Annotated in this window: 14 protein-coding genes; 12 read left to right on the forward strand and 2 right to left on the reverse strand. The window is 44.1% G+C overall.

The features are described from left to right. Positions 1-65: 65 nt before the first annotated feature. Together APB76_RS00315 and APB76_RS00320 are read right to left on the reverse strand one after the other, a co-directional pair. On the reverse strand, positions 66-461 hold the full coding sequence (locus tag APB76_RS00315) for a hypothetical protein (RefSeq protein WP_049845193.1): 396 nt from the start codon (positions 459-461) through the stop codon (positions 66-68). Between the two features lie 265 nt (positions 462-726). Beyond that, positions 727-1,428 carry a glycerophosphodiester phosphodiesterase family protein gene (locus tag APB76_RS00320; protein WP_049845194.1) on the reverse strand — a complete coding sequence of 234 codons (702 nt, stop codon included), beginning with the start codon at positions 1,426-1,428 and terminating at the stop codon, positions 727-729. A gap of 151 nt (positions 1,429-1,579) precedes the next feature. Between APB76_RS00320 and APB76_RS00325 the strand changes: the two genes are divergently transcribed. The 12 genes from APB76_RS00325 to APB76_RS00380 all read left to right on the forward strand — a co-directional run bounded on the left by APB76_RS00325 (position 1,580) and on the right by APB76_RS00380 (position 13,949). Then, positions 1,580-2,452: a DMT family transporter gene (locus tag APB76_RS00325; protein ID WP_049845195.1), complete on the forward strand. Its 873-nt coding sequence runs from the start codon at positions 1,580-1,582 to the stop codon at positions 2,450-2,452. 123 nt (positions 2,453-2,575) lie between these two features. After that, on the forward strand, positions 2,576-3,538 hold the full coding sequence (locus APB76_RS00330; protein ID WP_054963018.1) for a lactate/malate family dehydrogenase: 963 nt from the start codon (positions 2,576-2,578) through the stop codon (positions 3,536-3,538). 190 nt (positions 3,539-3,728) lie between these two features. Continuing rightward, on the forward strand, positions 3,729-4,505 hold the full coding sequence (locus tag APB76_RS00335) for an MBL fold metallo-hydrolase (RefSeq protein ID WP_054963019.1): 777 nt from the start codon (positions 3,729-3,731) through the stop codon (positions 4,503-4,505). A gap of 93 nt (positions 4,506-4,598) precedes the next feature. Continuing rightward, positions 4,599-5,261 carry a response regulator transcription factor gene (locus tag APB76_RS00340; RefSeq protein ID WP_054963074.1) on the forward strand — a complete coding sequence of 221 codons (663 nt, stop codon included), beginning with the start codon at positions 4,599-4,601 and terminating at the stop codon, positions 5,259-5,261. 4 nt (positions 5,262-5,265) lie between these two features. Further along, positions 5,266-6,642 (forward strand): histidine kinase sensor domain-containing protein, encoded by a 1,377-nt coding sequence (locus tag APB76_RS00345; protein ID WP_049845198.1) that lies wholly within the window; start codon positions 5,266-5,268, stop codon positions 6,640-6,642. A 183-nt stretch (positions 6,643-6,825) separates the two neighbouring features. Further along, complete coding sequence (locus APB76_RS00350) at positions 6,826-8,916, forward strand: TonB-dependent siderophore receptor (protein WP_054963020.1); 2,091 nt, start codon at positions 6,826-6,828, stop codon at positions 8,914-8,916. A gap of 172 nt (positions 8,917-9,088) precedes the next feature. Next, positions 9,089-9,853, forward strand: coding sequence for a DUF3450 domain-containing protein (locus APB76_RS00355; RefSeq protein ID WP_054963021.1), 765 nt, complete (start codon positions 9,089-9,091; stop codon positions 9,851-9,853). Further along, positions 9,853-11,208, forward strand: a complete 1,356-nt coding sequence (locus APB76_RS00360) for a MotA/TolQ/ExbB proton channel family protein (protein WP_054963022.1) — start codon at positions 9,853-9,855, stop codon at positions 11,206-11,208. The genes APB76_RS00355 and APB76_RS00360 overlap by 1 nt, the downstream gene beginning before the upstream one ends. After that, positions 11,208-11,765: a MotA/TolQ/ExbB proton channel family protein gene (locus tag APB76_RS00365; protein ID WP_049845202.1), complete on the forward strand. Its 558-nt coding sequence runs from the start codon at positions 11,208-11,210 to the stop codon at positions 11,763-11,765. The genes APB76_RS00360 and APB76_RS00365 overlap by 1 nt, the downstream gene beginning before the upstream one ends. Beyond that, the gene (locus APB76_RS00370) at positions 11,762-12,166 is read left to right on the forward strand and encodes an ExbD/TolR family protein (protein WP_054963023.1); all 405 of its coding nucleotides are present in this window, start codon (positions 11,762-11,764) and stop codon (positions 12,164-12,166) included. Before APB76_RS00365 ends, APB76_RS00370 begins: the two co-directional genes overlap by 4 nt. Continuing rightward, positions 12,166-12,783 (forward strand): energy transducer TonB, encoded by a 618-nt coding sequence (locus APB76_RS00375; RefSeq protein ID WP_049845204.1) that lies wholly within the window; start codon positions 12,166-12,168, stop codon positions 12,781-12,783. Before APB76_RS00370 ends, APB76_RS00375 begins: the two co-directional genes overlap by 1 nt. Further along, on the forward strand, positions 12,780-13,949 hold the full coding sequence (locus tag APB76_RS00380) for a tetratricopeptide repeat protein (RefSeq protein WP_054963024.1): 1,170 nt from the start codon (positions 12,780-12,782) through the stop codon (positions 13,947-13,949). Before APB76_RS00375 ends, APB76_RS00380 begins: the two co-directional genes overlap by 4 nt. Positions 13,950-13,954 lie beyond the last annotated feature (5 nt).

Consider the following 13,954-nt stretch of genomic DNA (forward strand, 5'->3'; position numbering starts at 1 on the left):
GATGCAAAAAAGAAAAGGCCCCTCGGTTAAAGAGGGGCGAAAAGACAGTGAATTTGTTGAGCTTATTAGTGGTACTGGTTGAATCTGCCCTCAACGAAAAAGACTTCGCACTGGAACTGTTTGCCATGAACGCGCAGCAGGCTTTGCTCGATCATAGGGATATTGTTAGATGCGATTACGGCACTTGCGTTACCGGATTCAATCGCTTTTTTGACGATCTCAAACTCAGACTGTTTTTGCGATGGCTTCATTTGAATGATCTTTTTACAGCTAACATGATAAGAAGCAAATTGCTCATAATCTGGACGAGGGCACTCTGCAGTAAACAAGATCCATTGTTGCTGCCCTGAAAGACCAGCTAGGCGACTTAGCGTTGTGTTATCAATGCTCATTGGTACCGTAGGTTGAGCCAAAACATTGTATTTAGAGAACGTGTGAGCTTGAGTATGTGCCTGAATCATAATTACTGTCCTTACGTACATGCTGTATGTATATACAGTAGTTTTTATTGATGGCGATAGCAAGCATTTTTGTGCAGGTTTTAAGCAGAAAATTGCTGGCACTTCTGATGTTTCTGGTGTAATACGTTGTATTTATGGGTTTTATTCGTTTTTAGGCGAAATTTGATGTAGAGAGGGAATCGACAAAAATGTGAGCTAGAACAGAATAAGTTATCCAGTGTTATACAGTAGTTTCGAATAACACTGGATAAAGAAGGAGAGGAGACTAAAGGAATCGTTCAGGGTAATCACTAAAAATAGCATCAAGGTTTGGCAGGTGTTTTAACGAGCCTGGGTTGTTGACGGTATAGCTCCACACTTGGTAACCCTGCGCTTTTAAGTGTTCTACCAGTCGTTTGTTGGCCCAACGATAGTTGATATTACAGCTGAACGCGCCTACTTGCTTTAGCAGCTGTTTAGTCTTGCTATCAAGGCGATTGCAAAGAACACCAATTTTGTATTGCGGCAACTGTTGATAAAGTTGATGGATGATTTGATGGCTAAAGCTTGAAATAACAATCTGGTGGGGATCAACCTTTGCCTCTTTGAGTTGCTGCTTAAGTCGTTGGCATACGAACTGTGGGTCGTGTCTATCGATTTTAATCTCAAGATTAAGCTTTAAGTTGTGCTCGGCGCTCATTTGCAGCAATTCTGATAAGCTCAAAATTGACTCATGGCTAAAACGCTTATCAAACCACTGGCCAAAATCATACTGCTTAAGTTGCTCTAGCGTTAATGAATCCAAACGTCCAACACCATCGCTGCATCTATTAATAGTATGATCGTGACAAATAACTAAGTGGTTATCTTTTGTTGGCTGGATATCAACCTCAACCCATTCCAAACCAAGCTTAATTGCTGCTTCAATACTCGATCTAGTGTTTTCAGGGTAGTGTCCTGCGACACCTCGATGCCCAACAATAATCATATGGTTATTCTCTATGATGGAAAGGGAACAGATTACTCTTTAGCGAGAATTTTGGATAGATAATTCATAGCCATTGTAGTCCAAATCTGACACTATCAGTCAGATATTAATAATAAAATAGATAGGTCGATAGACCATAGAGAGAGTTAAATTGAACGCTGAACGTAAAGCTGCTTGGATCCTATTTATAACTACCGCTCTCGCTGGGTTAGGGTGGATCTTCTCTAAAGAGACAATACAAGGTCTCCCTCCATTTGGTTTTGTTGGGCTGCGCTTTCTTGTGGCTTCGATATGTCTATTACCTTTATGCTACAAGCGCTTTAGAGACCTGACCACTCAACTTTTATTGCAGGCGATAGGAGGTGGGAGCATTCTTGCTTTGGCTCTGCTTACTTGGGTCTATGCGATTTCTATTAGCGAGACCCTAGGTGAAGGTGCCTTTATCGTTAGCCTGTCTATGATTATCGTGCCGATTATTGCCTGGGTTCTTTATCAAGAGCGTCCTAAAAGGGCTTTTTGGGTTTCTATGCCTATAGCCATTGCGGGCTTAGCAATGCTGTCGTTAACGGATGGGTGGAAAAGCTCTGCAGGACAGCTGTGGTTTTTAGCCAATGCCTGTCTGTTGGCGCTTCACTTTAATGTAAATAGTAAGTTGGCGCAAAAAGTCCCTGTTCTTATGTTGACATGCATTCAACTGTTCGTGACCGGAGTGCTTGCACTGGTCGCCTCCTTGATATTTGAAACCATCCCGGAAAGCGTTGAAACTTCCATATGGGGATGGTTTGCGTTAAGCGCACTGCTTGCGACAAGCCTTAGATATGTCATGCAAACTTTGGGGCAGAAAGGGTGCAACCCTGCCAATGCCGCACTGATCATGTTGCTAGAGCCAATCTGGACGGTCATTCTCAGTATTCTTTGGTACGGAGAACAACTGTCGCGCAATAAATTGATTGGTTGCAGCCTCATTTTGCTTGCGCTGATTTTCTATCGAACCGATGGACGATTGTTTAAAGGAAGAAACTAGGTTTCGAAATTGCAATGGCAGTATATGCTAATATTTATTTTGAGTGCGAAATTAAATTGGAATTATTGATGAAGTTGTTAGTACAATCCAAAGTTAAGAGGTAATGCTTACAGGGAAAGATAAATGAAGATCGGTGTTATTGGTGCAGGTTCAGTCGGTGTAGGAGTGTGTAATTATCTCCTCACACTCGGCAGTGTGAGTGAATTGGTATTGCTTGACAAAGACTTGCAACGCGCAGAGGGAGAAGTGTTTGATTTTCGACATACTTCAGCCCTGACATTTTCAAAAAATACACATTTAATACCAACCGATGATTACTTGACTCTGATTGGTGCAGACATCGTTGTTATTACTGCCGGTGCACAAATTAAGCAGGGTCAGACTCGTATTGATCTTGCGGAAATTAATAGTCGCATCGGTGTAGATATTGCAAAACAAGTCGAGCGCGTAGCGTCTAATGCAACACTTATTATCGTCAGTAACCCATGTGATGTGGTTGCTCATTTCGTTGCGACAAACACAACTTTCCCTCGTTCTAAAGTGATCAGCAGTGGTTGTGTGATTGATACAGCCCGTCTGATGAGTATTGTGGCAAATCGTGTCAACCTCGATCCCAAAAACGTTTTTGGCTATGTACTCGGTGAGCACGGTAGCCATTGTTTCACACCTAAAAGCCTTATTTCGATTGCGGGTCAACCCGCTGACTTCTACTGCGATACGCATCATATAGAAAGGATCTGTGCTGATGAGCTACTTGAATTAGTGAAACAAGCTGGCTATGAGATCTTTAAGCGAAAGCACAATACTACTCACGGCATAGCGGCCAGTGTTTTTCGTATTATCCAGTCGATTATGATTGATGAGCGCTCTGTTCTACCTGTTGCTACTTTACTTCAAGGGGAGTACGGTCTCAAAGACGTGGTATTAAGTCTACCTACTGTGGTAGGAAAAAATGGTGCGGAGTCGATTCTTCTTCACCCTTTTACTGAGCAAGAGATGGAAGCCTTGTCATTCATTGCGACTGAAGTGAATAAGGTCGTTAAGCAGGTTTCTGAAAAAACGGGACTTGTTATGCTTAAACCCTAGGGCATTGAAACAGTTGAATGCAATGAATGAGTGACGTCAGATAGCGCTCATTTATAATCCTGTTACACTATATTGCTCGAGTTTAACAGCGCGTAGGAAATCAAAGTTCACATTTTAGAGTCAATACTCTGCTAATGTAGGCAAACCTTGTTACATTGGAATGTAAATGATTTGTTAAAAGAATTGCGCTGTGAAAATCCACTCCCTTGATGGCTATATTCAAAAGATCTACTTAGCTGAGTATACAGATAAACTGATGCTGCTTGATGGGGCATCTAGAGCTGATATTTCTTATATCAAGAAGTTTATCACTCATGAACTTCAAAGACCCTTCACAGATTTGTCTGCGGTAGTAGTGACTCATATGCACCCAGACCATGCGGGGGCAGCTCATAAACTTCGTGAATTCACCGGATGCAAGATAATTTCTGCAAAAAGAGAGAAAGATTGGTATTCCGGGGTAGATGGCTTTTTGATGCATCTAACTGACATAGCGCTAGCACGATGGGTGGCAAATCGTAAACGCAAACCTAAGCGCAACTTATGGTATTCGAGAAGGCTCAATGCGGATGTTGAGCTCAGCGATGGCGATGCCATCCCCAATTTTGAAGATTGGAAAGTATTAGAAACTCCTGGTCATACAGACCGAGATCTTTCGTTACACAATGTTGAGCGAGATATCTTGTACGTTGCTGACCTTATGGTCGAAGTTAAGCAAAAACTTATTTCTCCTTTCCCGATTTTTCACCCGAACAAATACAAAGCTTCACTAAAGCGTGTTTATCGTCTAAACCCCAAAGTCCTTTTGGTTGCCCACGGTGGCCAAGTTGAATTCAATGAGCAAGTTTACCAGCACTTGATGGACACTGCTCCTAGAACGCCTTCAACACATTGGCGTGCAACTAAGGTAAAACTTAAAAGCCTGTTAGGCGCCGTTTGGCATTTGGGAGTTGCCAAGCGAAAGTAAGGCACTTTTTACCCCCAATTAAACAAGGGAACGTTGTGTTGTTATGGGGTTCAGATTAGAATGCGAACACTTTTCAATTGTACTGTTGTTCTCATGTCGAGTATTTTAGTTGTAGATGATGATATTGAGTTGTGTGAATTGCTTTCAGATGTGCTGAACGCAGAAGGTTATAGTGTTGAAAGCGTTCATTGTGGTGAAACGGCACTCAAATATATAGAGAAAAAGCCTGTTGATTTGGTACTACTTGATGTCATGCTTCCGAAGTTAAGCGGTATGCAAGTCGCACGCAAGATATGCCAACGCTTTGCTACGCCAATCTTAATGCTTACGGCGCTCAATGACGAAGAATCTATTTTGGATGGATACCAGTCGGGTGCCGATCAATACATTGCAAAACCGTTCAAAGTTCCTGAACTCCTTACACGAATCAAGGCAATCTTCCGTCGGGTTGGATTAGAAAAACAGCGCCAAAACCAATGTATCACCTTTGCTGGTTCGGCATCGAAAGTCTCAAATTTGCCTCTGACAAGTACAGAGGCAGATTTACTCAACTATTTAATTAATCGAGAGAGCATTGTTGTCTCTAAAGCCGAGCTGCAAATAGAAGTGCTGAAGAAAGAATTGAGTCCGTTTGATCGCAATCTCGATATGCACGTCAGCAATTTGAGACGCAAGTTTGTGGAAGCGGGATTGTCAAAACAGCACATTAAAACAATCAGAGGCAAAGGGTATAGCTTTGTCGAAAATGTAGGGTAGTTCTATGATTGGGCCTGTACGCGTACCAAGCCTCGTTAAGCGAAAAGATACCCTGGTTTTTCAACTGTTTAGTTATATGTCCACCGTCATTATATCAATAGTGATTTTGCAAGCCTTGGCTGAGCAAGCACTGATCAAGACGATGCTAAAAGTGCCGCTAGAGGTAAAGCAAGATATTCAGAATCTAGCGCACCAAGCCAAGGTGCTAATCGAAGATGGAGACATGGACGATTTAGCCGATTGGGCAAATGCGCAGCCTTATTACTTGTTTGTGCTAAATGACGAAAAGCAACCGTTATCCCATCGTCAGATGCATCCGCACTTCGAATTTAAACTAAGGTTCCTCAGAGAAATGGATGATCTTCTAGATGAAAGGGTGAATAAACCTCTTATCGGAGTCAGACTAGGTAAGGGAAACACACTGGTTGTACAGTTGCCCAGTCAATTGCACCCAGCCCATCGATTTATCGCCTATTTTTCGATCAGTAAGGTCATTATCGTGATTGCGATATTGCTGTTGTTTTCGTTGATCTTTGCCAGAAAATTGCAGATGCCCCTTGATCGTCTTCGGGAAGCAAGCCGTCGTCTCGCCTCGGGAGATTTTAAGGTAAAGGTTGTCGAAGAGCTTCAATCAAACACCCGTGAGTTTAATGACCTTGCCCATGACTTCGATAATATGACTAATGAAATTCACGCTATAGCAGAAAGGCAGCGCCGACTTATTCGAGATGTCTCTCATGAATTGAGAACTCCGTTAGCAAGGCAAAATCTGGCTCTCCATTTACTGCGTGCGAAATCTTCTGAGTCAGAAATACCGCTGGTTGAAAGATTAGAAAAAGAAGTCGATGAGATGGATGCGTTAGTTGGAGAAATTCTTGAATTCAGCCGCCTAGAGAACTCTCGTTACGAAGCGCAGGTAAGCCCAATCTGTTTAGAGAGCTTGTTATCAACTCAGGTTGATCAGAGCCGTCTTGAGCTAAGAAATGGACAAAAACTAACTATCTATACTGGCTCAGCGATACCAGTGGTGATGACAGACGAACGCTTGGTGATGCGTTGTGTTAGCAATCTAATTTCTAACTCGATTAAATATGCTGGCGAGAATGCACGAATAGAGGTGTCGATTTATGAACGCGCTGATCAATCTGATCGTTCGGTGTGTATAGAAGTTGCAGATAACGGTCCTGGAATTGCTCAGGCTCAACTTGAAGAGATATTCAGACCTTTCACCCGATTAGAAGCAGCACGAGATAAACAGAGTGGCGGATACGGCCTAGGCCTCGCGATAGTAAAAGAGGCGATCAACCTACTAAAAGGGGAAGTGAGTGCTTCGAATCGTAAGCAAGGGGGCTTAAGAGTTGAGTTGATTGTCCCGGTTTGAGTTTTAAATCCCGCAAGATTGTAAGCGAACATCCTAGGTGTTCGCTTTTTTATTGGTTGACCGATTAGGAATGCAAAGAATGTAAATATAATGCAAATGATATTGGTTATCGCTTATATTTCGCTTCGTTATAAAAAACTCAACAGAGCGATGAGGCTCTGTAAGAAATATTCGGAGAAAAATATGTTCACTAAGAGTCAGTTGGCGTTAGTAATCGGCGCTGTGTTGGCGGCTCCTGCAGTGGTAGCGAAGAAGATCAATACTGATGAGCACATGATGATAGAGGGACGTGACTACGGCTACAAGGCTGACACTAACTCAACAGCAATGCGCATGGAAGCTTCACAGTTAGAAACTCCGGGGCAGATTGCTGTTATTGATGAGCAGCTTATTGATGAGCAACGTGCAAGTACTCTTGGCGAAGTTTTAAAGAATGATGCCAGCGTAAGTGCTGGTGGTACTGGTCGCAACCGTGAGCGCTTCTCGTTGCGCGGTTTCGAAGTACAAAGTTCTTCGGGGTTTCTACGTGACGGTCACCAGCACTGGTCACATTACCGCCAACCAGTTGAACTGCTTGAGCGGGTAGAAGTGGTTAAAGGGCCTTCTGGTTTGCTATATGGCGTGTCAGCACCTGGCGGCCTGATAAACATGGTGGCGAAGAAGCCAACTTATGATACCAAAGTCAACGTTAGTCAAGACGTAGGCTCCAATGACCGTTCACGTACTATGGTTGATGTAAGTGGTGCCCTTAATGATGACGAATCACTAAGAGCGCGCACTGTGGTTTCAAAAGAGAGTTACAGCTCATGGCGAACATATGGTGACGGTTCAAAACCTCAAACAGAACGTTTAGTTGCTGGCTTGTTTGTAGACTATGACATCAATGATGATGTTACGGTTTCGTTCCACTACGATAAAACCAATGACAATGGCAGCGTTGACTCTGGCGCGCTTTATAATCTCGACGGCCAGCGTGTAGGTAGTGCAGAGCATATTTGGGATGCGCAGTGGTCAAAGATTGAAAATGATGTTGAAAATATCGGTTTCAATGTTAGTGCTAACCTTTCGGATGTGTGGGCAGTTAATACAGGGTTCAATTATCAAGACTTTGAACGTACCGATATCGAGAGCTACCCTGACTTTTCGGAGCTAGACTCAAATGGAACAGTAGGGCACGGAGGAAGCAACCGTAACGACAAGTGGCGTTTTAGAACCGGTTACGTCGATCTCGTAGGTAACCTTGAGCTTGCGGGTATGAGTCATCAACTTCTATTAGGTTCAAATTGGCTAGGTTATAGCTACGACCGTAATCAAAAAGGTTTTAACAGCCAAGATGTATCACCAGGTGAGTCAGTCGGTGTGCCTACGTATAGTGGTAAGGACAAAGTTAGCCACTCAAGCTACGATACTTGGGGCTTCTATGCACAAGATTTAGTCACCCTTAGTGAGCAATGGCAGGTACTAGCAGGACTCCGATTTGATCGCAAAGTCGAAAATGGTGTTGTCGAAGAGAATGTGTCACCTAAATTTGCGGTGATCTTCCATCCAGCGGACAACGGTAGTCTTTATGTCTCATATTCTGAGAGCTTCGAGCCTCAGGGCGTCGTTTCAAGCGGAAGTCGAACCTATACTAATGATGGCGCAATGCTCGATGCCGCACTTGGTAAATCTTATGAGCTAGGTACTAAGTGGGAATTGCTAGATAATCGTCTATTTGTTTCTGGTGCAGTATTCGACATCACTAAAGACAACATAAGTATGGACGTAGAAGATGCAAGCTCTGGCGACTGGACAAAAACTCAAAGCGGTAAACAGGTTCATCGCGGCGCTGAACTAGCAGCACAAGGATTTGTAACAGATAAACTATCGCTAACGGGGTCGGCAATGTACCTGGATGCTAAGATAGAAAACCACGAAAACTACGCAGGTAACCGTCCTGTAGACGTGCCAGAGTTTGCAGCAAGTGTATGGTCTAACTACGCTGCGACGAATGACGTAGACCTCAATGTAGGGGTTATATACGAAGGTTCTCGTTACGGTGATGATGCCAACACGTTCAAAAAAGAAGGTTACACTCGGATAGATATGGGAGTGGCATACACGTATAGATACGATGAAAACCTAGATATGATTACGCGCTTAACGGTTGCAAACGTGTTCGATACTGAATATTTAGGTGGTGGCGGTACAACCTCTTCTAAGCACAACTACGCTCAGGGTGTCGTCATTGGTGAAGGCCGTAATTACATGGCAACGTTACAAATCAAATACTAACAACGAAAGTCGACAAATGACTCGAGTTATATTAAGGGAAGGGCTTAGCCTTTCCCCAGTTTTTGTATAAAGTGTAGGGACAATTGCAATTTTGCTCAATCGCGGTACTATGTCGCGAGTGTAAATGAGAGTGTTTCTCAATCGTATATCGCATCAGTGAACAATAGCCGTTATGAATTTAATTAAAACTAGCTTGGCACTTCTCCTTGCTACTTCAGCATCGAACACCCTGTCGAACAGCCTTGATTCAGCTCAATCTATCCAGAACAAAACTAATGCAGCTTCAGCTTCAAGCCAAAAGCGTATTGACTTCAGCGCTGAAAAAACGCTGACTTTAAAAGCGGAAATTGAACAGCTTGAAGAAGAAGTGAAAAATCTAAAAGTGTATCGCGATCACCTGACAGCCTTGGTTACAAGCCAAGCTAAAGAGGTCGCAAGTTTAGATAGCCAGATAGAAGAGATTAAGTCTACACGCCAAGGTATTGTTCCCTTGATGTATCAAATGGTCGATGGGCTAAAAGAGAGCCTTGCTGATGATGCACCGATCAAGTTCGAACAACGCCAACAACGGATCGCTAAGCTTGACTCAATGATGACTAGAGCAGACGTCAGTGATGCTGAAAAGTATCGCCGCATTTTAGAGGCCTATCAAATCGAATTAGATTACGGCACCAAGCTCGGTTTGTATCAGGGCCAAATTGCGCTTAACGGTGAAAACAGAGAGGCAGATGTTCTGTATTTAGGTCGTATTTCGTTAGTCGCACGTAGCTTAAACGGCACTAAGTTCTGGTCTTGGGATCAAAAGTCTGAGCAATGGTTAGATGTAGATGGTTCTCTTAAGGCGGATCTAGACAAAGCGTTTAGTATAGCGGCGAAACAAACAGCACCAAGCCTGATTACTCTTCCTGTCTCCATAAAAGTCGCGGAGGCAAAATAATGAAACGTACACTGATTACTTCTTTAATTGCATTTAGCGCTATTTCGTTTAACAGCGTTGCGGCTGATTTAGCTTCTCCGGCCAAAGCTGACGCGAAAGTTCAAAAACAGCATAACATTCAACGTGAATCAGGTTTTAAGCAAACCGAGCGTGAACTGGCCGCTTTAAAAGCTCAACTGATTCAACAAAGAGAAACGTTGCAGCAACAAAACGATCGATTGGCTACCCAGTTTAGCCAAAACGAAGACACACTAGCGCGACTTGAAGAAAAGCTGCGTCTTGAAACGGGAAGCCTAGGTGAAGTCTTTGGTGTTGTACGCCAGCATGCCAAAGAGCTTGAAACTGAGCTTTCTCATTCAGTAACTGGAGCGGGTGCTCAAACCTACTCTGGTGTCATTAAAGAGATTGTTGCTGCAACCAAGCTACCTTCTCTGGCTCAACTAACAGGACTATGGTCTGCTTTAGAAGAACAAATTAAGGCGACCGGTCAGATACAGTCGACTCAAGTTAAATTTGTCGATGGTGAAGGACTCACTCAAGATGTGACAGCGCAACGCCTTGGTGCTTTCGGTTTGGTTGGCGAGCAAGGCTACCTAAATTGGAACGGAACTAAACAAGACGCAACGGCTTACATCAAGCAGCCAGAAAATGGGCCAACAACATCGTCTATCGCGGGATTGTTAAGTGGCGAGCGAACAAACCTTGTTGTCGACCCTTCGCGTGGCATTATGCTTGAACAATTGGCGCTCACTCCAAGCCTGATGGATAGGCTTCAGGCGGGGGGCGTTGTAGGAAAAATTATTCTTGGGCTTCTGACTATCGGTCTGATTATATCCTTGGTTCGTGGTGTGAGTTTGTCTATTGCGCGACAGCAGATTCGTAAACAATTGCAAACGCCTCTAACGCCGGCCGATAACGCTCTTGGTCGCGTTTTAGCCGTGTACAGTAAAGAGAAAAAACAGACAGTTGAAGCACTAGAGCTTCGTCTTCTGGAAGCGATCGTTGATGAGCAAGCGGGCCTAGAAAAAGGTCTCTCTATGCTGAAGCTGCTTGCAGCATTGGCTCCAATGTTGGGCTTGCTTGGCACTGTGACTGGCATGATAGAAACCTTTCAAGTGATCACCCAGTTTGGTAATGGTGACCCTAAAGTGATGGCTGGGGGGATCTCCATGGCACTGGTGACGACTGTACTCGGTCTGATTTCTGCAATGCCATTGTTGCTGGCACACAATATTCTTAGCTCTCAAGCCGAGAGCATTCGTAACATCCTAGAAAAACAAGGTATTGCTCTGGTTGCTCAGCAGGCGGAAAAACAAAACGCTATGAGTGAAAACAGTTTAGAGAAAGCAGCGTAATGGACGCGATCTTCACGCTTCTTCCTCATGCAATTGCTACAAGCAACGGGTTGATTTCGCTACAAGATTTTATGCAGCAAGGTGGCCAGGTACTCTGGTGGTTGTCGGCTGTGGTCGCGGTTAGCTGGTTGTTGATCGTTGAACGTATTGTTTTTCTGTGGTTTCAGTTTCCAAAACAAAGAAACCAGTGGGTTGATACTTGGAAGCATCGCAGTGATCAACATTCTTGGTATGCACGTTCAATCCGTGAAGGTTGGCTGTCTGAAGCGCATGCCATGCTAAATCAGAACCTCAATCTTATTAAAGTGCTGGTGGCGATCTGCCCTATGCTTGGTTTGCTAGGTACGGTGACAGGCATGATTTCAGTGTTTGATGTTATGGCCAATCAAGGCAGCAGTGACCCGAAACTTATGGCTTCAGGTATTTCATTGGCGACCCTACCAACAATGGCAGGCATGGTCGCAGCGCTAACAGGCATGTTCTGTCATGCGCGTTTGGTCAAGGTGTGCCAAATGAAAGAAATTAAATTGGAAAAATCTTTAAGGAGTCAACAATGAGACTCGGTCGACGCCATGCTAAACAAGATGAAGCTCAAGTGGATCTCACTTCTATGCTTGATATCGTATTTATCATGCTGATCTTTTTCATCGTCACTAGCTCATTTGTTCGTGAATCTGGTGTTGAAGTTAACAGACCAACGGCTTCAAATGTTGTGAGTCAAAAAGAGGCGGGAATTTTTGTTGCCATAACATCAGCCAATGATATCTATATCAACAAACGCATGGTGGATGTAGAACGTGTTGAAGCGACTCTGGAGCATCTTATGCTCGATAATCCCGATGCTTCTCTGGTTATACAAGCTGATGAGCATGCCTATAGTGGCACCGTTGTGAAAGTGATGGATGCTGCAAAAGGGGCAGGGGTTAAGAATATTGCTTTGGCGGCGGAGAAAATCTAGTGGGTCGATTGCTCATTGCCACTCCGATAGCTCTGTCTTGTGTTGTGGCTATTTTTAGCTTCATGGCATGGATGGTGGATATAAATCATCGGCGTGCACCTGAACCTAGCGAAGCGCTTAGTTTTAATATGGTGATGGTGGAAAACGAACAAGATGTACAGCGTCGTCAACGCTCTGTTCCAGAACAGCCTAAAGCACCTGAAGTTCCACAGCAGACGACAATGTCACAAACAAATACTGAACTGACTCAGGTATCACCGGTCGCACAATCAGTACTGGGGCTAAATACTGCTATCGAAGGATTGGCTATCAGTGCCCCAAGTTTTGGTGATTTCGGTGTCAATCAACAGGCGATGCCACTGTATCGCGTTGAACCACGCTATCCGACAAAAGCATTGAAGCGTAGCGCTGAAGGCTACGTAATTATGACATTTACTATTGACCCGACCGGCAGGCCTGTTGATGTTGAAGTCACCGAGGCGAATCCTAAGCGTATGTTTGAACGCGAGGCGATTCGAGCACTCAAGAAATGGAAGTACCAACCTAAAGTTGTTGATGGTAGCGCTGTTGCTCAGCCTGGCCAAACAGTGACTGTGGAGTTTAAGATACCGAAATGATTAAACGATTATTGATTGTCTCTCTGCTGTTCGCTTCGGGGGCTTCGGCTAGTCAAGAGCTTAGTCAGTACACGGCAACCAGAGTCCAAAAGGCGCATGAACTGGTGCAAGAAGAGCAGGTTAAACAAGCCATTACTTTACTCAAGGAACTCGAGGTTGCGAGAGACTATGACCAAGCTTTTGTCGCACGGATGCTCGGTGTATTCTACTGGCAAGATGGTGACACCAAACTGGCGATTAAACATCTAGAAAAGGCAGTAGCGAGCGGTTTGTTACAAGATGAGCAAGGTTGGATTACAGAGCGAATGCTGGCAGACCTTTACCTTAACGAACAACAGTTTGAGCAAGCTCTCCATCACTACTATGTATTGCAAAAATCCGTACCCGAAACGCAGAACGTTGACGATATTTGGCTACGTATAGCACAGTCTCACTACCAATTAGCACAATGGTCGAAAGTTATACCTGCTGCAAATGCGCATCTAAAGGTTAACTCACAAAACCGCCTCCAACCTTTATCTCTCAAACTAGGCGCGCAGATCCAGTTAAAGAAATGGAAGCAGGCGATTCCTACTTTGGAACAGTTGATTGTATTGCAACCAAATAAAGTTAATTGGTGGAGACAGTTGGTTAGCTTGCAATTGCGAGTTGGTAAAGACCACGACGCGCTAGATACCTTGTCTTTGGCTAAGCTAAACAAGCTCGAATTAAGTCAAAGTGATCTTCGTATGCTTGCTCAATTATATGCTAAGAGAGGTGTGCCAGAGCGTGCTGCGATTGAAGTTAGTGAGCTTGAACATGCTGATACAGATGCCCAGTTACTGTCTGAACAGGCAACGTATTGGCAGCATGCGAAAGAGTGGGATAAAGCTTTAGATGTATGGGAGTTGGCCGCTAAGCATGATTCGAAATACCAATGGAATGTTGCTCAACTTATGGTTCAGCAAGGCTACTATCAACCTGCGTTGGGTGTACTGGATAAAGTTAAGGGTAGGAAGGTGGAGGTGGCGCTGGTTAAAACCCGAGCTTTCTATAAGTTAGGCAAGTTAGAGCAAGCCTTAATCGAAGCCAAGCGCGCTAACAGTGTCGAACCATCAGCGCAAGCAAAGAGCTGGATCAGGTATTTGACTCAACTGAGACAAGCACAAAGTCACACAACCAGTTGATAAAA

Source organism: Vibrio bivalvicida, from assembly GCF_001399455.2.
Taxonomy (GTDB): Bacteria; Pseudomonadota; Gammaproteobacteria; order Enterobacterales; family Vibrionaceae; genus Vibrio; species Vibrio bivalvicida.